General features: G+C 66.9%; 23 protein-coding genes and 2 pseudogenes. 18 read left to right on the forward strand and 7 right to left on the reverse strand.

Features of this window, described 5'->3' with window-relative positions; genetic code table 11:
- Positions 1-116: 116 nt before the first annotated feature.
- Genes AC5Y4H_RS02795 through AC5Y4H_RS02820 form a run of 6 tightly spaced genes read left to right on the forward strand, consistent with a single transcriptional unit; the run spans position 117 to position 5,999 of the window.
- On the forward strand, positions 117-1,244 hold the full coding sequence (locus AC5Y4H_RS02795; RefSeq protein ID WP_499978377.1) for an LLM class flavin-dependent oxidoreductase: 1,128 nt from the start codon (positions 117-119) through the stop codon (positions 1,242-1,244).
- Positions 1,241-2,410, forward strand: a complete 1,170-nt coding sequence (locus AC5Y4H_RS02800) for a sulfotransferase family protein (protein ID WP_499978378.1) — start codon at positions 1,241-1,243, stop codon at positions 2,408-2,410. Before AC5Y4H_RS02795 ends, AC5Y4H_RS02800 begins: the two co-directional genes overlap by 4 nt.
- A gap of 1 nt (position 2,411) precedes the next feature.
- Positions 2,412-3,215 (forward strand): sugar phosphate isomerase/epimerase family protein, encoded by an 804-nt coding sequence (locus tag AC5Y4H_RS02805; protein WP_499978625.1) that lies wholly within the window; start codon positions 2,412-2,414, stop codon positions 3,213-3,215.
- A gap of 2 nt (positions 3,216-3,217) precedes the next feature.
- Positions 3,218-4,426, forward strand: coding sequence for a DUF1214 domain-containing protein (locus AC5Y4H_RS02810; RefSeq protein ID WP_499978379.1), 1,209 nt, complete (start codon positions 3,218-3,220; stop codon positions 4,424-4,426).
- Between the two features lie 43 nt (positions 4,427-4,469).
- A complete protein-coding gene (locus tag AC5Y4H_RS02815) occupies positions 4,470-5,384 on the forward strand; it encodes an Rv0045c family esterase (protein WP_499978381.1) in 915 nt (304 codons plus the stop codon).
- A gap of 6 nt (positions 5,385-5,390) precedes the next feature.
- Positions 5,391-5,999: a TetR/AcrR family transcriptional regulator gene (locus AC5Y4H_RS02820; protein ID WP_499978382.1), complete on the forward strand. Its 609-nt coding sequence runs from the start codon at positions 5,391-5,393 to the stop codon at positions 5,997-5,999.
- Here AC5Y4H_RS02820 and AC5Y4H_RS02825 read toward each other — a convergent pair.
- Positions 5,937-6,953 carry an NAD-dependent epimerase/dehydratase family protein gene (locus AC5Y4H_RS02825; protein ID WP_499978384.1) on the reverse strand — a complete coding sequence of 339 codons (1,017 nt, stop codon included), beginning with the start codon at positions 6,951-6,953 and terminating at the stop codon, positions 5,937-5,939. The two genes, AC5Y4H_RS02820 and AC5Y4H_RS02825, sit on opposite strands and share 63 nt — an antisense overlap.
- Positions 6,954-7,005: 52 nt before the next feature.
- On the opposite strand from AC5Y4H_RS02825, the pseudogene AC5Y4H_RS02830 reads away from it, so the two are divergent.
- The 7 genes and pseudogenes from AC5Y4H_RS02830 to AC5Y4H_RS02860 form a co-directional block, all read left to right on the forward strand.
- Positions 7,006-7,268, forward strand: a pseudogene (locus AC5Y4H_RS02830) (oxidoreductase); the annotation flags it as partial.
- Positions 7,269-7,469: 201 nt separating this feature from the next.
- Positions 7,470-8,282: an LLM class F420-dependent oxidoreductase gene (locus AC5Y4H_RS02835; RefSeq protein ID WP_499978385.1), complete on the forward strand. Its 813-nt coding sequence runs from the start codon at positions 7,470-7,472 to the stop codon at positions 8,280-8,282.
- Between the two features lie 114 nt (positions 8,283-8,396).
- Entirely contained in the window at positions 8,397-9,137 is a 741-nt protein-coding gene (locus AC5Y4H_RS02840; protein ID WP_499978387.1) for a GntR family transcriptional regulator, read from the forward strand.
- 49 nt (positions 9,138-9,186) lie between these two features.
- Positions 9,187-11,001, forward strand: a complete 1,815-nt coding sequence (locus tag AC5Y4H_RS02845) for an ABC transporter substrate-binding protein/permease (protein ID WP_499978388.1) — start codon at positions 9,187-9,189, stop codon at positions 10,999-11,001.
- Positions 11,002-11,009: 8 nt separating this feature from the next.
- A complete protein-coding gene (locus AC5Y4H_RS02850; protein ID WP_499978626.1) occupies positions 11,010-11,747 on the forward strand; it encodes an amino acid ABC transporter ATP-binding protein in 738 nt (245 codons plus the stop codon).
- A gap of 65 nt (positions 11,748-11,812) precedes the next feature.
- Entirely contained in the window at positions 11,813-12,316 is a 504-nt protein-coding gene (locus AC5Y4H_RS02855; RefSeq protein WP_499978389.1) for a MarR family winged helix-turn-helix transcriptional regulator, read from the forward strand.
- Positions 12,317-12,374: 58 nt separating this feature from the next.
- A complete protein-coding gene (locus AC5Y4H_RS02860; protein ID WP_499978391.1) occupies positions 12,375-13,046 on the forward strand; it encodes an SDR family oxidoreductase in 672 nt (223 codons plus the stop codon).
- Here the strand turns inward: AC5Y4H_RS02860 and leuS are convergent.
- Positions 13,043-15,952: a leucine--tRNA ligase gene (gene leuS, locus AC5Y4H_RS02865; protein ID WP_499978392.1), complete on the reverse strand. Its 2,910-nt coding sequence runs from the start codon at positions 15,950-15,952 to the stop codon at positions 13,043-13,045. The two genes, AC5Y4H_RS02860 and leuS, sit on opposite strands and share 4 nt — an antisense overlap.
- Positions 15,953-16,137: 185 nt before the next feature.
- On the opposite strand from leuS, the gene AC5Y4H_RS02870 reads away from it, so the two are divergent.
- Together AC5Y4H_RS02870 and AC5Y4H_RS02875 are read left to right on the forward strand one after the other, a co-directional pair.
- The gene (locus tag AC5Y4H_RS02870) at positions 16,138-17,271 is read left to right on the forward strand and encodes an LpqN/LpqT family lipoprotein (protein ID WP_499978393.1); all 1,134 of its coding nucleotides are present in this window, start codon (positions 16,138-16,140) and stop codon (positions 17,269-17,271) included.
- Between the two features lie 66 nt (positions 17,272-17,337).
- Positions 17,338-17,679: a hypothetical protein gene (locus AC5Y4H_RS02875; RefSeq protein ID WP_499978394.1), complete on the forward strand. Its 342-nt coding sequence runs from the start codon at positions 17,338-17,340 to the stop codon at positions 17,677-17,679.
- Between the two features lie 20 nt (positions 17,680-17,699).
- Here AC5Y4H_RS02875 and AC5Y4H_RS02880 read toward each other — a convergent pair whose 3' ends face one another.
- Positions 17,700-18,305, reverse strand: a complete 606-nt coding sequence (locus AC5Y4H_RS02880; protein WP_499978396.1) for a YqgE/AlgH family protein — start codon at positions 18,303-18,305, stop codon at positions 17,700-17,702.
- Between the two features lie 91 nt (positions 18,306-18,396).
- Between AC5Y4H_RS02880 and AC5Y4H_RS02885 the strand changes: the two are divergent.
- Both AC5Y4H_RS02885 and AC5Y4H_RS02890 read left to right on the forward strand, forming a co-directional pair.
- Positions 18,397-19,729: pseudogene (locus AC5Y4H_RS02885) on the forward strand (MFS transporter).
- 50 nt (positions 19,730-19,779) lie between these two features.
- On the forward strand, positions 19,780-20,553 hold the full coding sequence (locus tag AC5Y4H_RS02890) for a TIGR03084 family metal-binding protein (RefSeq protein ID WP_499978398.1): 774 nt from the start codon (positions 19,780-19,782) through the stop codon (positions 20,551-20,553).
- Between the two features lie 241 nt (positions 20,554-20,794).
- On the opposite strand, the gene AC5Y4H_RS02895 is transcribed toward AC5Y4H_RS02890, so the two are convergent.
- Positions 20,795-21,115: a DUF2710 family protein gene (locus AC5Y4H_RS02895; RefSeq protein WP_499978399.1), complete on the reverse strand. Its 321-nt coding sequence runs from the start codon at positions 21,113-21,115 to the stop codon at positions 20,795-20,797.
- A 66-nt stretch (positions 21,116-21,181) separates the two neighbouring features.
- Positions 21,182-22,891: a DUF5632 domain-containing protein gene (locus AC5Y4H_RS02900; protein ID WP_499978400.1), complete on the reverse strand. Its 1,710-nt coding sequence runs from the start codon at positions 22,889-22,891 to the stop codon at positions 21,182-21,184.
- Between the two features lie 82 nt (positions 22,892-22,973).
- Between AC5Y4H_RS02900 and AC5Y4H_RS02905 the strand changes: the two genes are divergently transcribed.
- Positions 22,974-23,117, forward strand: a complete 144-nt coding sequence (locus AC5Y4H_RS02905; protein ID WP_499978401.1) for a hypothetical protein — start codon at positions 22,974-22,976, stop codon at positions 23,115-23,117.
- Between the two features lie 25 nt (positions 23,118-23,142).
- Here AC5Y4H_RS02905 and AC5Y4H_RS02910 read toward each other — a convergent pair whose 3' ends face one another.
- Complete coding sequence (locus AC5Y4H_RS02910) at positions 23,143-23,454, reverse strand: DUF2694 family protein (RefSeq protein WP_499978402.1); 312 nt, start codon at positions 23,452-23,454, stop codon at positions 23,143-23,145.
- On the reverse strand, positions 23,451-23,768 hold the full coding sequence (locus AC5Y4H_RS02915; protein ID WP_499917397.1) for an ESX-1 secretion-associated protein: 318 nt from the start codon (positions 23,766-23,768) through the stop codon (positions 23,451-23,453). The genes AC5Y4H_RS02910 and AC5Y4H_RS02915 overlap by 4 nt, the downstream gene beginning before the upstream one ends.
- Positions 23,769-23,795: the final 27 nt, after the last annotated feature.

Below are 23,795 nucleotides of genomic sequence, written 5' to 3' on the forward strand. Positions count from 1 at the left end.
TGCGCTGAGGAATTCGTGGATCACCTTGTGGTCGGGGCGCGTTCTGTTGTCTCGGCCCAGGCGCCGCGCCCAAACCATCGACACGATGCTGTGCGGCTGCTTAGCATCATGTCTCGATGGCCGTTCAGCCCGCAGCATTCCTGCGCACCACGCTCCCCCTCGACTTGTCCGGACTCGCCGGACTCGACAGCGGGCGCTACCACTCCATCTGGCTGCCCGATCACATGGTCAGCTTCTGGCCGGATTCGATGTGGACACCCGAGTTCACCGACCTGGCCACCGCCTCCCCCTCACCGCACCGCCACCTGGACGGGCTCGCGGTGGCGGCCGCGGCGGCCGTCCTGACCCAGCGGGTTCCCCTGGTCAGCGCCGTCGTCGATACCGTGCGCCGCCATCCCGCCATGCTCGCGCAGACGGCGTTGACCATCGATCACCTCGCCAAGGGGCGCTTCATCCTCGGACTGGGCAGTGGCGAGAGCGAAAACACGCTGCCCTACGGCTTCGACTTCGCACGGTCCGTCAGCCGCTTCGAGGAAGCGCTGGCGGTGATCCAGTTGCTGTGGCGCAGCGACGGCCCGGTCGACTTCGACGGGCAGTTTTATTCGCTGCACCATGCCCGTCTGGATACCGAACCCTACGAAGGTCGGTTCCCGCCGATCTGGATCGGCGCCAGCGGTCCGCGAATGCTGGACATCGCGGGCCGGTACGCCGACGGGTGGTGGCCGGCGGGCGCCTGGACTCCGGAGCACTACGCCCAGATGCTGTCCGCGGTGCGGTCATCGGCCGAACGCGCCGACCGCGATCCGATGGCGATCACCCCTTGCTTCATCCAGGTGTGCCTGATCGGTGCGGACGACGCCGCGCTCGCCGAGATCCTGCGGGCGCCCCTGGTCAAGGCCTTTCTGCTGCAGGTTTCTGCAACCACCCTGCGCGACTTCGGATTTGAACACCCGATGGGTGAGAACTGGCGTGGATTCCAGGACATCGACCCGGCCGTCCTCACCCGGGAGCGGATCGTGGAGTTTCTCGACAACGTGCGTCCCGAGATGGTCCTATCCGTTGTGCCCCATGGCACACCGAAACAGGTCGCCAAGATCGTCAAGACATACGTCGACGCAGGCCTGCGCGTGCCCAAGATCCTCGACTACGGCGCTATGGCCGGCTTGGATTACGCACAGACTTCGGCAGCGAACGTACGTGCGGCCGAGGACGAACTGGTGCGACTCTGCGGAGACCTGCCGTGAGGACGCGTTTGGACGCCGCGGAACTGCTCGCCGCCGCCGAGGCGGAAACCGGGCTGTGCGACTACGGCGATCCCACCTTGCCCGAACGCTTCACCGTCGCCGTCGAGCACCTGAACGATCTGGGCATGGATGCCGATGGCCGCTTCGAAGCCGCACAGGTGTGTCGTTGGCTGCTGACGTCGCGCCTCGAACTCATCGAGGACCGCAACCGCTACCCGATCGGCGCCGAAGTGATCGAATCACCAATGTTTGTCACGGGCGAACCACGTTCGGGGACAACGCTTATGCACGCCATGATGTCGGTCGACCCGCAAGCCAGGGCGCTGCGGTTCTGGGAGGTGATGTATCCATCCCCGCCGCCGGGGCTGGCCGCCCCCGACGACGACCGCCGGGCGCGCGCCGACGCCGACTGGCGTGAGATCAACGCCAAGATGCCGAAGTGGCTGCACAGCCACCCTTACAACGACATGTTGGGCGACGGCCTTCCCGAGGACGAACGCACCTGGGCATTCGACTTCCGGGTGATGACGCCCACTGCATGGTGGCGGGTACCGATGCAGTCGCTGGTCGGCGGTTTGGCGACCGACCCGACTGCGCAATATCGGCTGCACAAGGCCATGCTGCAGCAGCTGCAATACGGGCGGCCGCGAAAGTATTGGGTACTCAAGGGTTTTCACGGCTTCCGACTCAAAGAGATGTTCGAGGCCTACCCCGACGCCACGCTGGTGTGGCTGCACCGCGATCCGGTGCAGGTCGCGGCGTCACGCACAATGATGATGGCCGACATCGCCGAAGGTATGGTCGGTCCCGTTGACCTCCACGCCCTGGCCAAGCTGCACCTGGAGCTGACACGCGCCGGCGTGGCCAACACGATGAGCAATCCCATGGTGGACGATCCGCGCATCCTGCACGTCCGCTACACCGATTTCGTCGCCGATCAGGTGGGCACGCTGCGGCGCTACTACGCATTCGCGGGCCGCGAGGTCACACCCCAAGCCGAATCCGCCATGCGCGACTACCTGACCAACAATCGCGGCGACCGGTACGGCAAGTTCCGCTACTCCACCCAGTTGCTGGTCGATATCGGCGAAGACCTCGATGCGTTGCACGCCGAATTCCGGCCCTTTCGAGAACGATTCGGCGTCGATATCGAAACCCGTGCCTGACGTGGCGGCGACCCACGAGCGTCTTTCGGTCCACGACGTCACCTTCCTCGGCGCTTCGTTGCCCGAGCTGGAACAGCACTGGGGGGCCCTCGGCGTGTCGCGATTGAGCGTCCTGGACAGCGAGCTGCTCGATCCCCAATTCCCAAAGCTATTGCGGCGCAACACCTACACCGTCGAGGCGGTCTGCCACATTTTCGGCGGTGGCCGGCTGGACGCCGCTGCACAGGCGGCGCGGGACGCGCTGCTCCCGGTGATCGACGCTGCGGCCGGGGTCGGTGCGCGCGTGGTCTACATGCTGACCGGTGGTCGGGGCGCACTGACCTGGCCGCAGGCCGCCGACCGCTTCAGCACCATGATCGCTCCCTGCGTCGAGCACGCGAAGCGGGCCGGCGTGGCGCTGGCGATCGAGAACGCCTCGAGCTTGTACGCCGACATTCACCTCGCCCACACCCTGCGCGACACCGTCGCGCTGGCCGAGATGAACGGGCTCGGCATCTGCATCGAGCTGTTCCACTGTTGGGCGGAGGGCGATTTCGAAGCGATGGTGCAGCGGGCGTTGCCACGAACCGAGCTCATCCAACTGAGCGATTACGTGCTGGGTGACCGGGCGCTTCCGGGTCGCGCGGTGCCCGGCGACGGTGCGATCCCGCTCGAAACGTTCATCGCCCAAGCGCTGGCAGGGGGCTACGCGCACGGATTCGACCTGGAACTGATCGGGCCCCGCATCGACGCGGAGGGCCGCTTGCAATCCGCGCGACGTGCCTGCGACGCCGTCGGAGCGATACTGAACAGATTGGGTGCCTGACAATGGGTTTCGGCGATGGCCTCGACGACGCGGCACTGCAATCGGCATGGACAGAATTCTGTGCCCGGCTGCAGCGCGCGGGCGATCGAGTCTTCAAAGACGCCAATCCGGCCGCCGGAGTACAGCGGGTCGACGCATACCGGTTTCTCACCCAGAATCTCGGCCAGGCCTTCGACCTGGCGCTCGAAACCCGCGACACCGGCTACCCGGTGCTGCACACCTTCTGCGGCCCCACCCGCAAGCTCGGCGGGGACTGCGCGGACTTCACCTATCAGCAAGCATGGATCGACGGGAGCTCGACCTACCGGCTCACCGGCACCCGCGGGACCGCGCGCTTCTTCAACGTCACCGTGCAGGGGCGCCGCACACCAGGCCCGGGGGTCTTGCACGAACCGTTCGGTGACATACCGCAGGCCAACCTGCTGGGCCACCAGCTCGATATCGATGACGACGGGCGGTTCGAGCTCTACATCGGCGGCCCCGAGCGGGCGCCGAACTGGTTGCCCACCACGCTGGAGTCGCGAAAGCTGTTCGTGCGCCAAGGGTTTGACCGGTGGGACGAATCGCCGGCGCAGATGTGCATCGAACGCGTCGACATGGCCTCCCCCAAGCCGTTGCCCACCCCCACCGACATGGTCGACGCGATGCGCTGGGCCGGTGATTTCGTCACCGGCCTGATGTCCGACTGGCCCGAATTCCCCTTCAACTACGGCGGCGTGGACGCCGAGCGCCCGAACACGTTTCCGCGCGTCGGCGCTACCGACGCCGACAACAAACGCGGCCGGGCCGCCGCCAACATGTATTGGGAGCTGGCGGCCGACGAGGCACTGATCGTCGAATTCGACGCCCATGACGGGCTGTGGATGTTCACCAACATGGGTGTCTTCTTCAACAGCATGGACTACCTGTATCGCCCGGTGAGCTACACACCGAGCCGCACCCGAATCGACCACGACGGCCGCATCCGGCTCGTTATGGCGCACCGTGATCCCGGGGTGCACAACTGGCTGGACACCCAGGGTTTCGAGCGCGGCAATCTGACCTACCGGCACATGCTCGAGGGCGAACCCGCCGCGCTGGACACCCGCGTGGTCAAGCACGACGACTTGCTCGGCGCCCTGCCCGGAGACACGACCATGGTGACCGAATCCGATCGAGCCAACGCGATGTGGGAACGCTTCCATGGCATTCGCCGCCGCTATATCCTCTAGCGCTTGCGATCGCCCCTAGACGGCGCCGCTAGTCTCAAAGATCGTGACCGAGATCTCCGAAGACGAACTGGCCGGGCTGTCCGAATTCTCGCTGCTGTCCGAAAACGCCGAGCAGGCCGGAGTCTCCGGTCCCCTGCCCGAAGCGGAGCGCGTCGAGTCCGGCACGGGCGAAAGCAGAATCAGCGCCTTGCGCTGGGGCAGCGCTCCCCCACGGATCGTGTTCGTGCATGGCGGCGGCCAGAACGCGCACACCTGGGACACCATCGTCGTCGGCATCGGCGAACCCGCCCTGGCCGTCGACCTACCCGGCCACGGCCACTCCGCCTGGCGCGAGGACGGCGACTATTCGCCGCAGCGCAATGCCGACACCTTGCTGCCGATCCTGCGCGAACACGCCGCGTCGGCCGACCTCATCGTCGGCATGTCACTGGGCGGATTGACCGCGATCCGGCTGGGGGCGGTGGCACCCGAGCTGGTCGACGAGCTGGTGCTGATCGACGTCACCCCGTCGGCGCTGCAACGCCATTCCGAGATGACCAAGGAGCAGCAGGGCACCGTGGCGCTGATGCACGGGGAACGCGAATTCCCCAGCTTCCAGGCCATGCTCGACCTGACGGTCGCGGCGGCGCCGCACCGCGAGGTGAAGGCCCTGCGCCGCGGGGTGTTCCACAACTCGCGCAAGCTGGACAGCGGCAAGTGGACGTGGCGCTACGACGCCATCCGCACCTTCCCTGACTTCGCCGGTCTGTGGGACGACGTGGACGCTTTGTCCGCGCCTGTGACCCTGGTGCGCGGCGGCTCATCGGGCTTCGTCAGCGACGAGGATGCGGACGAGCTCAGGCGTCGCGCAAAGCAATTCCGCTCTGCGCATGTCGTCGAGAATTCGGGCCATTCCGTCCAAAGTGACCAGCCCCGCGCGTTGATCGACATTCTGCGTGGGGTGCTCGACGCACGCTGAACCATCATGACTGACCACGACCGCCGCACCAAAGCCACCGGGCGGCCGCGCGACGCCTCGATCGACGACCGTGTTCTGTCGGTGACGCGTGACCTGCTGGTTGAGGTTGGCTGGGACGAGCTGAGCGTGCGGTTGGTCGCGGCGCGCGCCGGCGTAGGAAGGTCCAGCCTCAACCGTCGCTGGTCGTCCAAGGCGGAGCTCGTGCTGCACGCCATTCTGGGCGAATCCCCCGATTTGGCACCGTTTTCCGGCACCGATCTGCGTGGCTGGATTGATTGGGTGGTGCGCGGCAGTCACGAGCTGTTCAGCAGACCCGACGTGCGGGCGGCGGTGCCGGGCCTGCTGCTGGCGTTACGCGAAAATGATGGCCTTCGGGAAAGGTTGTGGGAAAGCTTCAGCGGCCCGGCCGTGCAGTTGTTCGCGGAGCGAGTGCATCCGAATACGCCGTCGCAACGGCGGCGTGCCGATCTCGACGCCCGGGCGTCGCTCGCGATGGCGGCCGGTGCGGCGCTGTTCGTCACCACAGTTGCGCGGGACGACGACTCCGAAGCGCTACGGCGCCGGATCGCGGCCCTGTTGATCGCCTCCGTCAGCGCGTCCACCGGCGAGCAGTGACTCGACGATCGCCGCCGTGGGCGATCGCCACGTGACGCCGAGATCCTTTACGGTCTTGCTGTCGTCGGTGGGTGTGGCGGCGGTAAGCAGCACCGCCGCTTCGTAACTGAGCCCGTCGCCGAGCGCGACGTACCGGCCGGCGACGTCGGCGAGGCGACCGATAATACGCAGCACACCCGGTGATATGGGAACCCGCCGCACCCGTCGGCCCAGCCCCTCTTCGAGAGCGTCGACCATCTCGTCGAAGGTGAGCAGCCGCCCTCCGCAGACGTACCGGCGCGGGCCCCGACCGGCTCGCATGATTCGCGCATGCACCTCGGCCACGTCCCGCACGTCGACCATCTGCATGCCCCCGCGCACTGTCGGGGCGATACCCCAGCGCACGATCGGTGCCCATCCTTGCTCGGTGACACCCGCGGCGGTGCCAAAGGCCGGCCCCACGACGCTCGCGGGATACGTCACCACGACCGGCGCACCCGTGTCCTGCAACCGCCGAGCGACGCGGTCGGCGTACCCCTTGGTCTTGGCGTACGCGCTGCGGCCGGATGCCGTGGGAGTGTCGGGCGAAATAACGCCATCCGGTGGGGGAAACAGCGCGCTGTAGCTGCTGACCAACACCACCGGGTCGAGCCCGAGGTCGACTGCGCGGGTCAAGATCGCCTCGGTCGCATACGCATTGACGTCCCACATCAGCTGGGCGCGGCGTTCGTCGGTGCCCACGACGCCGGCGGCATGCAATACCGCGTCGGCTCCGGTGAGCAGCTCCTCGGTTGTCGAGGCCGACCGCACGTCACCGACGACGACCGACATCGGCCCGAGCGTTCGTAGCCGGTCGATGGCGGTGGTTGGCTCGTTGGGGGCCGCCAGGAGCTTCACGTGATGACCGGCCTCGAGCAATGCGCGTACCGTATGCGCCCCGAGGTATCCGGTTCCGCCCGTCACCGCTACATGCACTGTTCGCTCTCCACCCGTGGTCCGCCCATCGTGCTGCTATATTTCGGTGCCAATGGTATCGAAAGTAGCATTCACCCCGTTGCGCCTGGGGCCCTGACCCTGAAAAACCGCTTCGTCAAGGCGGCGACCTTCGAGGGCGTGATGCCGCGCGGCCGCGTCAGCGACGCGCTGATCGATTTTCACAGCGAAGTGGCGCGCGGCGGGGTTGCCATGACGACTGTCGCCTACTGCCCAATTTCGCCCGGTGGGCGGGTTCACCGCGACACGGTCGTGCTCGATCGCGATCGGGTGTCACAGCTGTGCCGCTTGACCGACACCCATTCCAGCTCGTGGCGATGGCCCGTGCGCTGCTTCGAGATCCCAACCTTGTCAAGCGATTTCGCGCGGAGACGGCCGCAGAAGGGCGGTGTATCCACTGCATGAAATGCATGCCCACCGTCTACAGCGGAACCCATTGCGTCGTTCGCAGACAGATCGAGGCGGCACCGGCAGGTTGACGGAGCCTACGGTGGACAGATGACTTCTGACCGTCCCGTGCGTATCGGTGTCCAGCTGCAGCCGCAACACGCACCGCAGTACAGCCAGATCCGCGACGCCGTGCGCCGCTGCGAGGACATCGGCGTCGACATCGCCTTCAACTGGGATCATTTCTTCCCGCTCTACGGCGATCCCGACGGCCCGCACTTCGAATGCTGGACGATGCTCGGGGCCTGGGCCGAGCAGACATCGCGCATCCAGATCGGCGCGCTGGTGACGTGCAACTCCTATCGCAATCCGGAGCTGCTGGCCGATATGGCCCGCACCATCGACCACATTTCCGACGGCCGGCTCATCCTGGGCATCGGTTCGGGTTGGAAACAAAAGGACTACGACGAATACGGCTATGAATTCGGTACCGTTGGCAGCCGCCTCCACGACCTGGCGGCCGCACTGCCGCGAATCCAGGCTCGGCTGGCCAAACTCAACCCGGCTCCCACCCGCGACCTCCCGATCCTGATCGGCGGCAAGGGGCCACGAAAGACGCTGCGGATGGTCGCCGAGTATGGCGACATCTGGCACGGCTTCACCACCGTCGACACCTATCCGGCCGCGGCGGCCGTGCTGGAAGAACATTGCGCCGCAGTCGGGCGCGACCCGTCCACGATCGAGAGGTCGGCCGGCGTCGAGAACAACAGCGGCGTGCGCCGCGGTGAAGGCCTTGACGGATTGATCGCCAACGCCGACGGTCTCACCTCGCTGGGCGTGACGCTGCTGACCGTCGGCGTGAATGGTCCCGACTACGACCTGACCGCCGCCGAAGCGCTGTGCAAATGGCGCAATAGCCGTTAAACCGGCCGCGCGTACACCAAGTTCATCGGCCAAACACCTAAACGCGCGCGCCAATTCGTGAGAAACTCTGACCGCTGGCTGGCCGAACCGGGTGTGAAAGAGACTCAACAAAAGATGCCGAAGAAATACGGGGTCAAAGAAAAGGACCTGGTTGTTTCGCACATCCTCCACCTTTTGTTGACCGGGAAGCTGCGCACTGGGGACCGCGTCGACCGCAACGAAATAGCGCTGGGGTTGGGAGTGAGCCGGGTCCCTATTCAAGAGGCGCTGGTCCAACTCGAACACGACGGAATTGTCTCCACGCGTTATCACCGTGGCGCGTTTGTCGAGCGGTTCGATGAAGCCACTGTCCTCGAGCACCACGAGCTCGAGGGGCTGCTCAACGGGATTGCGTCCGCCCGCGCGGCGACCAGCCCCACGCCGCGGATTTTGGGACAGCTCGATAGGCTCCTGCGCTCGCTGCGCAGCGCCAAGGATGCGCGTGCCTTCACCGACACGGCGGCCGAATACCGGCGCACGGTCAACGACGAGTACGCCGGCCCCCGCCTGCACGCCACGATCCGCGCCTCGCAGGACCTCATCCCCCGCCTGTTTTGGACGACTTTTCAGAGCGGGCGCGACGAGATGCTTCCGTTCTACGAAGACGAGACCGCGGCAATACAGCGGCGCGACCCCGAAGCCGCGCGGGCTGCGTGTGTGGCCCGCTCGTACCTGATGGCCCAGACCATGCTGGCCGAACTGTTCCGGCGGCGGGTCTTCACCCCGCCCGACGATCTCAGTCGGGTCGCTGCGAGCCCGCTGCGGGTCATCTCAGACGAGAACACCGTCCGCCGCGGGGCGTCGCTGTCACTTTGAACCGACGCTGAGCGGGCCGTGCCGCCCTTCAGTCGTTACGGTGGCACTGATGAGTTCGCGTGTGGGCCGGCACACCAAGCGCCGCGGAAGGGCGTTCGGCCTCGCCGCGACAATCCTCTTGGTAGGCGGCATCGCGTCGGGCGGACTGGCTGCGCCGGCGGCCGCCGACTGGAATCAATGCGCGCCGGCCGGCGTGGACAGCGCGCGGACCCTGCCCAAGGACCTGGCCGAGAACCCGACCACCGGCGAGGACGACCGCGACACCACGGCATCGGTCGAACCGATCAGCGCGGTCGACGTCGGCGCCTTGGGCCTCGGCACGCCGGGCGTCCTCACGGTCGGCACGCTATCGGACGCCCCACCCAACATCTGCATCAATCCCACGGGCGAATTCAGCGGCTTCGACAACCAATTGCTGCGGGCCATCGCCGACAAGCTGGGCCTGCAGGTCCGCTTCGTCAGCACCGACTTTTCCGCGCTGCTGGCCCAGGTGGCGTCCCGGCGGTTCGACGTCGGCTCGGCTGCGGTCAAGGCCACCGACGCCCGTCGGCGCACCGTCTCCTTCACCAACGGCTACGACTTCGGGTTCTATTCGCTGGTGGTTCCGCCCCGTTCGGCCATCCACAAGTTCAGCGACCTCGCCCCCGGCCAGCGCATCGGCGTCGTGCAAGGCACCGTCGAGGAGTCGTACGTCGTCGACGTATTGCACATGCAACCCGTGAAGTATCCGGGCTTTGCCACCTTGTACGCCAGCCTCAAGTCCCGCCAGATCGACGCGTGGGTGGCACCGGGAACCCTCGCGGCGACCGTCATCCGCCCGGGTGATCCGGCGGTAGTCGCCGCGAATACCTACAGCCCAGGCAATTTCGTGGCTTACGCAGTGGCCCAAGACAACAAGGGTTTGATCGATGCGCTCAACTCCGGGCTCGACGCCGTCATCGCCGACGGCACCTGGGCTCACCTGTACACGCAATGGGTGCCGCGGACGATGCCGCCCGGGTGGAAGCCCGGCTCCAAAGCCGCGCCCGTCCCCAACCTGCCGGACTTCGCCGCCATCGCCAAACAACACCACGCGGCCGCGGGGCCGCCCGCCCCGAAATCACCACTGGCCCAGTTGGCTGACTCGTTCTTCGACTGGGACATGTACCGGCAAGCCATTCCCATCCTGTTCACCACCGGATTGCCGAATACGCTGATTCTGACCAACAGCGCCCTGGTCATCGGCCTGGGGCTCGGGATGGTGTTGGCGATGGCGGGGATCTCGCACCGGCGCTGGCTGCGCTGGCCCGCGCGGGTGTACACCGACATCTTCCGCGGCCTGCCCGAAGTGGTGATCATCTTGCTGATCGGGATGGGCATCGGCCCGTTGGTCAGCGGGCTCACCAACAAGAATCCCTACCCGCTCGGCATCGCCGCACTGGGATTGATGGCCGCCGCCTACATCGGTGAGATTCTGCGCTCCGGAATCCAAAGCGTCGATCCCGGGCAACTGGAAGCGTCCCGGGCGCTGGGCTTCAGCTATGTCACCGCGATGCGGCTGGTGGTGGTACCGCAGGGAATCCGCCGTGTGCTCCCGGCCCTGGTCAATCAGGCCATCGGGTTGTTGAAGGCCTCCGCGCTGGTGTATTTCCTCGGTCTGATCGCCGACCAGCGAGAGCTGTTCCAGGTTGGTCGAGACCTCAACGCGCAGACCGGGAGCCTGTCGCCGTTGGTGGCCGCCGGTCTCTTCTACCTGCTATTGACCATCCCACTAACGCATTTGGTGAACTACATCGACACCCGGCTTCGCCGTGGCCGCCGCGCCACCGCACCAGACGACGGTGCCGACATGCTTGCAACGACATTCGGCCAGGAAATCACGTGACCCCTGGCATTCACGGGCGTGCGTCAGTCTCGCTGGCGGCCAAAGACCTTCACCAAACTCTGGGCGCCAGCAAGGTGTTGCGCGGCGTCGACATCGAGGCACCCGCGGGCAGCACCGTGGCGATCATCGGGCCGTCCGGCTCGGGCAAGTCGACGCTGCTGCGTACGCTGAACCGCTTGTATGAGCCTGACAGCGGGGACATTCTGCTCGATGGCAGATCGGTGCTGCGCGATGATCCCGACGAGCTGCGCCAGCGTATCGGCATGGTGTTCCAGCATTTCAATCTCTTCCCGCACCTTAGCGTTCTGCACAACGTGGCGATGGCCCCACGAAAGCTGCGACGTCTGCCGGCCGACGAGGCCCGCGACTTGGCGCTGACGCAGCTGGATCGAGTTGGCCTGAGACATAAGGCCGGCGCCCGGCCCGGCATGCTGTCCGGCGGGCAACAACAGCGGGTGGCGATCGCCCGTGCGCTGGCAATGGCACCGCAGGTGATGTTTTTCGACGAGGCGACCTCGGCGTTGGACCCCGAAATGGTCAAGGGAATACTGCAACTCATCGCCGATCTTGGCGCCGATGGCATGACAATGGTTGTGGTAACCCACGAAATGGGTTTCGCGCGCTCGGCATCCGACGCCGTCGTGTTTATGGATCACGGCAAGGTCGTGGAATCCGGCCCTCCTGAGCGGATATTCGACGCCGCAGAGACCGAACGGCTGCAGCGGTTCTTGTCCCAAGTGCTTTGACCTCACCTGTCCAGTACGCAATAGCTCCCTTGTAAGCACCTCATATCGGGATAGACTCCCGATTTATGGCAGACAGCGAATCAACCCCGGCCGAGGTAGCCGAACTCGCCGAAGGTTTGCACCGCGCGTTGTCCAAATTGTTTGCCATTCTCCGTCGTGGAGACCCCAGCGGCGCGGCGGCTGGAGAGTTGACCCTCGCCCAGTTGTCGATCCTGGTCACGCTGCTCGACCAGGGGCCGATCCGGATGACCGATCTCGCCGCACACGAACGGGTGCGGACTCCCACCACGACCGTGGCGATCCGCCGGCTGGAGAAGGTGGGGCTGGTCAAGCGTTCCCGCGACCCGTCCGACTTGCGTGCGGTGCTCGTCGACATTACCCCGCGGGGGCGGGCGGTCCACGGTGAATCGCTGGCCAATCGGCGCGCTTCGCTGGCCGCGATGCTCAGCCAGCTCCCGACGTCCGACCTCAACACCCTGATGCAGGCGCTGGCGCCGCTGGAACGGCTGGCGTCCGGCGACCCGACGTCCGGACCGGCCGGCGTGCCACCCGAACGCCAGGAAGCTTGAAAAATACTCCGTATCAAGCCTTTTCAGTTGTGTCCGCAGCGTCGGTAAACTGCAGGGCATGCCCAATGCACTCATCACCGGCGCCGGCGGCGGTATCGGATCGGCCATCGCCACAGCGCTGGCACCCACACATACCCTGCTGCTGGCGGGCCGGCCGTCCGATCGGCTCGACGCGGTCGCGCAGCGACTCGGGGCCACTACGTTTCCGCTGGATCTCACCGCCTCCGGCGATATCGAGGCCGCCTGCGAAATCGTGGACGAACTCGACGTGCTGGTGCACAACGCGGGATTGTCCATACCCGGCAGTGTGGCCGACTCCCACGTCGACGAATGGCGTGCCACCTTCGCCGTGAACGTCTTTGGACCGGTGGAACTTACGCTGACCCTGCTGCCGGCGCTGCGGCGGGCGCGCGGACAGGTGGTGTTCATCAACTCCGGGGCGGGCCGCACCGCGTCGCGGAGTATGGCCTCCTATTCGTCCAGTAAGTTCGCGCTGCGCGCCTTCGCGGATTCGCTGCGCAGCAGTGAACCGGACTTGAGAGTGACGACCGTTTATCCGGGACGGACCGACAGCGACATGCAGCGAGAACTCGTCGAGTTCGAAGGTGGCACCTATGACCCCGCCAACTTTTTGAAGCCCGAAACCGTCGCGGCCGCGGTCGCCAACGCCGTGGCCACCCCGCCCGACGGTCATATGCATGAGGTGGTGCTGCGGCCCGCCGGCCGCTAGACGACCAGGTTGACCAATCGGCCCGGGACCACGATCACCTTGCGCGGATTGGTACCCGCCAAGAACGCCTGGACCTTCTCGTCGGCGAGTGCGGCGGCCTTCAGCGTGTCCTGATCGGCGTCCGCGGCCACCAACACTCGTCCCCGCACCTTGCCGTTCACCTGCACCGGATACTCGACCGTGTCGTCGACCAGATAGGCGGGGTCGGCGGTGGGGAAGGGACCGTGCGCCAGCGAGGTTTGGTGGCCCAGTCGCAGCCACAACTCCTCGGCCATGTGCGGGGCCAGGGGCGCCAACATCAACACCAGCGGCTCGACGGCCGCCCGCGGAACCGCATCGCGGTGCTCCTTGGTCAGATGGTTGGTGTATTCGATCAACTTGGCCGCGGCGGTGTTATTGCGCAGTGCGGCATAGTCTTCCGCGACCCCGGCAACCGTCCGGTTCAGTGCTCGCAGCGTATCGGTGGCCAACTCCTGTGCCGGCCCGTCGACCACGCGCGTGTCACCGGTCTGCTCGTCGATCACCAACCGCCACACGCGCTGAAGGAAGCGGTGGGCCCCGACGACGTCCTTGGTCGCCCAGGGCCGGGAGGCCTCCAGCGGGCCCATTGACATCTCGTAGACCCGCAGCGTGTCGGCGCCATAGTCGTCGCAGATCTCGTCGGGCGAGATCGAATTTTTCAGGCTCTTACCGATTTTCCCGAACTCCTGGAAGACTTCGACCTCTCCCCCGGGCCCCGGGTAGACGAAACGTCCGTCCCGTTCGAGAACGTCTTCCGCCGGGACGTACGAGCCGCGCGCGTCGGTGTAGGCGAATGCCTGGATGTAGCCCTGGTTGACCAGCCGGCGATAGGGCTCCCGAGAGCTCACATGGCCCAGGTCGTAAAGGACCTTGTGCCAGAACCGCGCATACAGCAGATGCAGCACCGCGTGTTCGGCGCCGCCGACGTACAAGTCGACGCCGCCGGGATCCTGCGGCCCATGCTCAGCCGGCCTCGGACCCATCCAGTAGGCCTCGTTCTCCTTATCGCAGAACCTTTCCGAGTTATGTGGATCGGTGTAGCGCAGTTCATACCAGGAGCTGCCGGCCCACTGCGGCATCACGTTGGTGTCGCGGCTGTAGGGCTTGAGGCCGTCGCCGAGGTCCAGTTCGACGTGCACCCACTCCGTCGCCTTGGCCAGCGGCGGCGAGGGTTCGCTGTCGGCGTCGTCGGGGTCGAACAGCACGGGCGAGTAATCCGGCACGTCTGGCAGCTCCACCGGCAGTGCGGCTTCGCTGAGTGCGTGCGCGCGCCCGTTCGCGTCGTAGACGATGGGAAACGGTTCACCCCAGTAACGCTGACGAGCGAAAAGCCAGTCCCGCAACTTGAATTCGATGCGCGCCCGGCCGCGACCCTCGGCCTCCAAGCGCGCGGTGATCTTCTCCTTGGCCGCGGCCACATCCAATCCGTCGAGGTAGCCCGAGTTGACCAGCACCCCGTCGCCGGCATAGGCGGACTCTGAGATATCGCCGCCCGCAATGACTTCCACGATCGGAAGCCCGAACGCGTGGGCAAAGTCCCAGTCGCGTTGATCGTGGCCGGGGACCGCCATGATCGCCCCGGTGCCGTACCCGGCCAGCACGTAGTCGGCGATGAAGATCGGTACCGGTTTGCCGTTGGTGGGATTGGTCGCGTACGCACCCAGGAAGACGCCGGTCTTGGCCTTGCTCTCCTGGCGCTCGAGGTCCGACTTCGATCCAATCGCCTGCCGGTACGCGGCGACGGCCTCACGCGGTGTCGCGGCGCCGTACTTCCAGCGCGCGTCGGTGCCGTCCGGCCAGGCAGCCGCGACCAATTCGTCGACCCGGTCGTGCTCGGGCGCCAGCACCAGGTAGGTGGCGCCGAACAGCGTGTCGGGCCGGGTGGTGAACACCTCGATATCGATCGTCGCGCCATCGGCGCCCGTCGCCGCGAACAGCGCTTTGGCGCCGGTGGACCGGCCAATCCAGTTGCGCTGCATGGTCTTTACCGGTTCGGGCCAGTCCAGCACGTCGAGGTCGTCGAGCAGCCGGTCGGAGTAGGCGGTGATGCGCATCATCCACTGCCGCAACCGTTTCCGGAACACCGGGAAGTTGCCGCGATCGCTGCGGCCGTCGGCGGTCACCTCTTCGTTGGCCAGCACGGTGCCCAGACCGGGACACCAGTTCACCATCGAGTCGGCCCGGTAGACCAGCCGGTGGCCGTCGATCACGTCGGCGCGCTCCCCCGCCGACAGGGCGGCCCAGTCCCGCCCGTCCTCGAGGCGGCGCGCTCCGGACTCGAATTCGGCGACCAATTCGGCGATGGGGCGGGCCTTATTCGCGGCGGTGTCGAACCAGGCGTTGTAGATCTGCAGGAAGATCCACTGGGTCCACTTGTAGAACTCGACGTCGGTGGTGGAGAAGCTGCGCCGGCTGTCGTGTCCGAGGCCCAGACGTCCCAGCTGGCGCCGGAAATTGACCACGTTGGCCTCGGTCCGGGTGCGCGGATGCGTTCCGGTCTGCACCGCGTACTGCTCAGCGGGCAGCCCGAAGGCGTCAAACCCTAACGCGTGCAACACGTTACGACCGGTCATCCGGAAGTAGCGGGCGTACACGTCCGTTGCGATGTAGCCGAGCGGGTGCCCGACATGCAGCCCCTCCCCCGACGGGTAGGGAAACATGTCCTGGACGAACAGCTTGTCGTCGGGGACCGGGGCTCCGTCCGCGGGAGCCAGCGAACCGACCGGGTTGGGCACGTTGAACGTCCCGAGCTTCGCCCAGTTCTCCTGCCACGCGCCCTCGATACGACCGGCCAGCGCCGCGGTGTAGCGATGCGGCGGCGCGTCAGGGTCGGGCGCGGCGGCACCAGAGCTGCTCGCTCGCGAAGCGGTCGGGGAGTCGGTCACCTGAACAGGGTATAAGGGCCGACACGACGGGTTTGCCGGCCACAGGTTGGTCTCGGTTCCGTTGCGCGTCGATCAGGGGTTCATCCCAGGTGTGTTTCGAGGCTATTCACCACCTTTGACCTCTAGTTACAGTCAGCCACTATCGACGGCTTCGGGTAGCAGAGCCATTGGAAGGACCGACGCAGATGATTGAGATCGTCCCCGTCCACCGGGCACTCCTCGGCGGTGTGGTCGCTGGCCTGGTCGGCCTGGCGGTTGTAGCGGGCGGCACGGCATCGGCAGACCCGTTGCCCCCGGCGCCCGCGCCCGTCCCCACAGTTCCCGCGCCGGCACCGCAGAACCTCGGGCCCGAGCTGGTGCCGCCGAGCAGATACCTCGCGGCCCCGCCGGCCGGCAATCAGATCGCCCCGCGGGCCACCGCTCCGGCCCCGGGCGCCACGCCACCGGCCGCGGTCACCCCAGCGGCGCCGGTTCCGGCGACGTCGGGAACGATCCACGAATTCCTGCAGTCGAAGGGTGTGAAACTCGAGGCGCAAAAGCCCCAGGGCTTTACTGCCCTTGACATCACCTTGCCGGTGCCGCCGCGCTGGACCCAGGTGCCTGATCCCAACGTCCCCGACGCGTTCGCGGTCATCGCCGATCGGCACGGCAGCAGCATTTACTCGTCGAACGCGCAGGTCGTGGTGTACAAACTGGTCGGCGCCTTCGATCCCAAAGAGGCCATCACGCACGGCTACGTCGACAGCCAGAAGCTGCTGGCCTGGCAACCCACCAACGCCTCGATGGCCGATTTCGGCGGCTTCCCGTCCTCAATAGTTGAAGGCACCTACCGGGACGGTGATTTGACGCTCAACACGTCGCGGCGCCACGTCATCGCGACGTCGGGGCACGACAAGTACCTGGTGTCCCTGTCGGTGACCACCGATCGCGCGGTGAGCGTCGCCGACGCACCGGCCACCGACGCCATCGTCAACGGCTTCCGTGTCAGCGTCCCCGGCGCGGCAGCCCCGGCACCGGCCCAGGCTCCCGCCGCGTCTCCGGTCGGCCTGCCCGCGCAGCCTCCCGCCGCCACACCGGTCCCGCCTGCCGCTCCGGCACCCGCCGCTCCGGTCGCCCCCGCACCGGCAGTAGCTCCGGTCGCGCCTACCGCCCCGGCGCCCGGTGCGGCTCCGCTGGTACCGCTGGCTCAGACGTCACCCGCGGCGCCGGTCGGGGTTCCCGCGCAGCCGCCGATGACGAATCCCCAGCGCACGCCCAGCCTGTTGGCCATGGTGCCGGGACTGCCGCCGCTACCGAACTTCTCGTTCCTCCAGCACTAAGCGCGGCGCGCCGGCACCCGCAGAGCCGGGTGCGCGGGCCGGTGACCCGGCTCGTATTGTGAGCCCATGCTGATTGCGGGCGTGCTGTGCATGTGTGCGGCGGTGGCTTCGGCGGGGTTCGGCGCCTGGTCGCTTGCGCGAAACCGGGACTTCGGCGCCACCGCATTGGCGCTGCGGGCGATGGCTCCGACACAGTTGGCGGCCGCCGTGATGCTGGCGGCGGGTGGCGCAGTGGCCGTGGCCGCGGTCCCGGACACCGCGCTGGTTGTGCTCGTCGTTTGTGTGGTCGGCGCGCTGGGAACGTTGGCCGCGGGCTCGTGGCAGAGCGCGCGCTTCGCGGTGCGCCAGGTAGCGGCGGCGCCCGCCTGCGCCGGCAGCTGCGTCGGCTGCACGCAGTCCTGCCACTGATCTGAACTGGGGGAGGGGCCCTAGTTTCGGCTGATGTCGATGGGGTGGGTGGCCAGCAGCGAAAGCGGCAGCGGCTGGCGACGCAGGACTTGGCCCCAGAGGTCAGACCTCGGTCCGACCAGCACGTCGGATGGCAAGGCGGACAACACAATCCAATCGTCGCGTTCGATCTCGCCTTCCAGCTGACCGATAGTCCAGCCCGAGTATCCCGCGAAGATGCGCACCCCCTCGACCGATGGGGCGATCGCGTCGGGGTCGGCGTCCAGGTCGACCATGACCACCCGCCCGTCCACGTGGCGCAAGCCCGGCACCTCCGATGGGTCGGCGCCGACCCGCAGCGTCGCCAGGCACAGCGCCGCGTCCCGCTTCACCGGGCCGCCGATGAACATCGTCTTCGGCTTGGCCGACAACTTGGTCCATTGCGGCAACACGTTGTACACCGCGGTATCACTGGCGCGATTCAGGACGACGCCCAGCGTGCCCCCGTCGTTGTGCTCGACGATGTAGATCACGCTGCGCCGAAACGTCGGCTCGAGAAGGTCGGTGTTGGCGAGCAGCAAAGTGCCCGCGCGCACCCGTTGCGCGGCAGGTGCGACGTAGTCCTCTGGATCCTCCGGCGGCGGCACCCCACCATCATCGCATCCGGCGCATCACGGCCCAGGGCAATCGAGACCGTGGGCCATGAAGATTTGTACTGTGGTTGGACGGCTCTGATCTCTGCCAGCCCCAATCGTGGAAGTCGGTTTCGGTGATCCCAACCCGGATACAGTCCAGCGCACCCGTCGAAATTTGGCGTTCGGTGCGCGGTCTACCAGATTTCTGGCGGCTGCTACAGGTGCGCGTCGCGAGCCAGTTTGGTGACGGTTTGTTTCAGGCGGCGCTGGCCGGGGCCCTGCTGTTCAACCCCGATCGCGCCGCCGATCCACTTTCCATAGCGCGCGCCTTCACGGTTCTATTCTTGCCGTACTCGCTGCTGGGTCCGTTCGCCGGTGCGTTGATGGACCGTTGGGATCGGCGGCTGGTGCTCGTCGGCGCCAACGTGGGCCGGCTTGTCCTCTTCGCCGCGATCGGCACGATCCTGGCGGTCCGGGCCGGCGATGTGCCGCTGCTGTTGGGCGCCCTGTTCGCCAACGGTTTGGCCCGGTTCGTCGGCTCCGGGCTGTCGGCGTCGCTGCCACATGTGGTGCCGCGCGAGCAGGTGGTGACGATGAACTCGGTCGCCACCGCAGCCGGCGCCATCGCGGCGTTCTTCGGAGCAAACTTCATGCTGGTCCCACGATTCATCCTGGGGGCCAGCGACAAGGGCGCCTCGGTGATCGTGTTCATCACGGCGATTCCCGTGTCGATCGCGTTGCTGCTGTCCTGGCGGTTCGGCGCGCGGGCGCTGGGCCCCGACGACACCCGGCGGGCGATCCACGGACCCGTCATCTACGCGGTGATCACCGGCTGGCTGCACGGCGCACGCACGGTGGCGCAACGTCCCACGGTCGCCGCCACCCTGTCTGGCCTGGCTGCCCACCGGATGGTCGTCGGCATCAACTCGCTGCTGGTCTTGTTGTTGGTTCATCACATGCCCAACCTCAAGGGTGGGGGATTCGGCACCGCCCTGATGTTCTTCGGCGCGGCAGGGCTGGGCGCCTTTTTGGCCAACGTCCTGACCCCGCCGGCGATCCGGCGCTGGGGGCGCTACGCGACGGCGAATGGCGCGTTGGCGGCGTCGGCGATCATCGAGGTCGCGGGCGCCGAGCTGCTCGTCCCGGTCATGGTCACGTGCGGCTTCCTGTTGGGCATCACCGGGCAGATGGTCAAGCTCTGCGCCGACACCGCGATCCAGATGGACGTCGACGACGCGCTTCGTGGGCACGTGTTCGCGGTGCAGGACGCGCTCTTCTGGGTCGCGTTCATCGTCTCGATCACGGTGGCCGGCATCTTGATTCCCGACGACGGGCACGCGCCAACGTTTGCGCTGTTCGGCTCCGGGCTCTACCTGGTCGGTTTAGCCGTGCACAGCATCATCGTTCGCAGCGGTGAGGCAGCGAGCGATCGCTAGGGTACACACGTGAGCTGTTCGATGGCCGCGAGCGACGGTCGGGGGCTGCGATGACCGCTCCGGCCCCCATGGTCGATGATTTGCGCGCCGAAAGCGACGCGCTCGATGAGCTGGTCGCGCCGTTGTCGCCCGACCGCTGGGCGGAGCCCACGCCCGCGCCCGGCTGGACCATCGCACACCAGATTGGCCACCTGCTGTGGACCGATCGGGTCGCTCTGATCGCGGTGACCGACGAGGCCGGGTTCGCCGATGTGTTGGCGGACGCTGCCGCCGACCCGGCGGGCTTCGTGGACAAGGGCGCCGAGGAGCTGGCGGAGCTGGCGCCGGCCGAGCTGCTCGCCGACTGGCGGCTTACCCGGGGACGGCTGCACGACGCGCTGCTCACGGTGGAGTCCGGTCGCAAGCTCCCGTGGTTCGGACCACCGATGAGCGCGGCCTCGATGGCCACCGCGCGCCTGATGGAGACCTGGGCACACGGTCTCGATGTCGCTGACGCCCTGGGCGTGACGCGACCCGCGACCGAACGCCTGCGGTCGATCGCTCACCTGGGGGTGCGCACCCGCGATTTCGCCTTCGCCGTCAACAACCTGGCGCCACCGGCCGAACCTTTTTTGGTGGAGCTGCGCGGTCCCGGTGGCGACACGTGGACGTGGGGGCCGGCCGACGCCGAGCAGCGGGTCAGTGGGTCCGCTGAGGATTTCTGTTTCCTGGTCACCCAGCGGCGTCCGTTGAGTGCTCTCGACATCAGTGCCCAGGGCGCCGACGCCCACCGCTGGTTGGGGATCGCCCAAGCTTTCGCGGGGCCTCCCGGCGCCGGTCGATGAGCGCGTGAAACGCGCGAAGAGAGCCGGGGCCCATCAGCTCAAGCGCCGGTCGATGAGCGCGTGAAACGCGCGAAGAGAGCCGGGGCCCATCAGCTCAAGCGCCGGTCGATGAGCGCGTGAAAACACGCGAAGAGAGCCGGGGCCCATCAGCTCATGCGCCGGTAGATGAGCGCGTGAAACGCGCGAAGAGAGCCGGGGCCCATCAGCTCATGCGCCGGTCGATGAGCGCGTGAAACGCGCGTCAGTGAATCGGCCCGCCGTAACTCGCCCGGTTCTCGGCCTCAGCCTCCTCACGCAGCGCGGTGATTGCCAGGTTCAGCCTTTCGGCCAACTCGACGTGCCCGTATCCGGTCATCACCCCGGGATGCAGAGTCAGGCTCAGCAGCCGGCCATCGGAATTCGCAACGGCGTGGATGTCACCCAGGTCGACGCTGTAAGTGACGGCTTCGGCCTGCGCCACAAGGGCTTCCCACTTGTCGGCCGCCTCGCTCAGTTCCCGAAGTACCGATTCGACGAGATCCTTCTCGCTGAGATTCGCGCGACTGCCCGAACGCGCCACCATGACAGTATCGTCGGCCCCTCCGACCAGCGTCAATTCATATGCGAGCAGAGCCAACCCGCCGGGCGCTCACCCGGCGAGCTTTTGATACCAGGCGAGGTGGTAGTTCGCGGAGACAGCGTCTCCGCTGGCGATGCCCTCGGTGGCGGCCATCAGTAGGCACTTGAGCAAGAGCGCGGGGTTGACGTTCGGATATTGAACCAGCAGTTGGTAGCGCGAGGTGTCGAGATGGACCCGGAGCACGTCGACCTCCTGGTCGACGACGACCGTCCCCGCGGCGGCCGCTTGCGCCAACCTCGGCACGATCTTGGGCAGATCGTCCCGCCCACGCGTGGCCGCACTCAGCACGCTCGCCAAATCATCGATGGCGGGCAGCGTGCGCGGCTCCACCGACGACCTCGTCGCGGCGAAGTTGACTGAGCGGTGCAACGAATCACCGGGAGCGTAAGTGACGACGCGCGCCGTTTCGCCGATCAGTGCGGCAACCCTGCCGCTGCGACGCTCGGGTTCCAACAAGCGCACACCGGCCGGAAGGGTGATGCCTGAAGGTATCCACCCGTGAGCGAGATCGGTGACCAGTACCGTCGTGCCATTGGCACGCTCTCCGAGCGCCCAATTCAAGCGCGGCTCCTGCCGGACCACGAACTCGAGCAGCCGGTTCAGTCGTTCAATATCGAAACCCGTTGAGGTTGACCGTTTTTCGGTGTTAGACCCGCTAGCGGAGGCGGAAGGCCTCTCACTCTCAGCAACGACGGGCGGCGCGTCCGCACCGACAGGCTTCCCGACGACGCGTTCCTGCGCCACCACCTGCGACTCGGCCTCGACGGTGACCCGCTCGTCGGCTAACGCGTGGTGGCGACCGGAGTCGGCCTGGTCCGGAACCGGCTTGGCCGCACGCTGCACCGGCGCCTCCAACACCGGGTCCGCCCTGGTGACCACCGGAATGATCTGCGTCTGCTCGAGGTGCGGGGCACCGGCGGCGCCCGCACGCGCATCCCCGGTAGCGGTCGACTCCTGTTCGGCCTCAGCGGACGGCTCGACGACGGCGTGGTGTCGGCCGGAGTCGGCCTGGTCTAAAACCGGCTCGGGGGCGGGCTGCACCGCCGTCGGTGAACCGGGGTCGTCCCGGACCACCGGGATAACCTGAGTCTCGCCGAGATGCGACACTTCGGCGGTGCGGGCGGCGTCGGCGGCAGGGGATTCCTGCGGGACCGGGCGCGGCGCACCGGGGCCGTTGAGCGGCTCGAACCCGGACTCTCGACGCCGCCTTCTTCCCGGGCGCGGGGCCGCCTCGGTTGGTGCGAGCGGCGTGGGCGCCTCGGCGACGGGCGCGGCCTCGGGGATTATCGGCAGTACCTGCGTCTTCTCCATGTCCGCGTCGGACGGCTCGGGCCGCGGTGGGGGAATAGCCGGTGCTTGGGCTCCGCTTCGCATGGCGTGCAAATAGCGAATCGTCGATTCGACTCGACGTACCGCGCGGCCGCGCGCCTCGTCGATGACTCGCGCCTCCGCGGACTGGCGGGAAAGGTCGGTCATTCCCGATCGCTTGAGTAACTTCAGTTCGTCGTTGGCCGCGTGAGCAATTCGTTGCAGATCGGCCTTGAGATGCTCAGCGAGAGTGGCGGTTTCGGGCGTGACCGTCGACAGTTCGGCAGGCCACAATCCACCTGTCACCCATGGGGTGCAGTCGATCGGGGAGCTGAAAGCCGGCATCGCCAGCGATTCCCGGGTAGCTCTCCGAAGGCGCTGACGCGCCGACATCCGACCGAAGACCGCCACCGGCTAAGCGTACCGGGACACGGCGGGCGACTTGTGCGGTCGGTGAATTGTGCGGTCGCACGGCCCTGGGTAGCGTGAGGACATGGCTGATTCTGCACTGCAGCAGCAACTCGATGAGGTGCGTGCCTTCCTCGCTCGCGCGCGAGAGTTGTTCGGCCCCAACCCGGTAGAGCCGCCGACCGGTATCGCTCCAGATCCCAGCGCGGCCAAGCCACGGTTACGCTAGGCCGCACGGCTCTCCTGAGAGTCCCCTAGCTCGCACCGGTGCGGCGACGCAGCTTGTGCGCCAGCAACTTCTCGATAGCCGCATCGAGGTCTCGGGGGGTCGGGACCACCGCGGAGGGGGTGTGCCCGGCCGCGACGATCTCGTCGCGGATTTCCAGCAACGCTTTGAGGCATGACACGTCGGCGGTCAGCAGGATGCCCTGCGCCAGCGTCTCAGCGTCGGTCTCCATCGCCTCTTCGCTCAGCGCGACGCTGTGCATATAGCCGCCGCGGCAAGAGCGGACGAGGATGTGTCCACTCGGGTGAACGGTGTCGAAAGCGGGATTCGCGTCGGTCATCGACCGCGGTCGACGATGTCACCGAACTTCCCTGCCGCCTCCTGCTCGTGCTGTTCCCACATCGTCGCCGAAACGTTCAGTTTGTCGGCCAGATCGGCGTGGTCAGCAGCCTGCTGCTCGTAGCACTGGCGTCGAAGTTCCAAAAGCTCACGGCCCGCGTCGCGCAGCTCGCTGAAGATCGGCCCAAGCGAGTCGAGACTCTCCTGGATCGCGGCATGCGACGACGGGACGGTACGCAAGTACTCCGAGGTGTCCTGATGATGCGCGGCAGCCTGACGCAGGTGCGCAGGCACTACATGAATCGAATCCGCCATCCGCTGTCTCCTGTTGACGATCGCCGG

The organism is Mycobacterium sp. NGS58, from assembly GCF_059812385.1.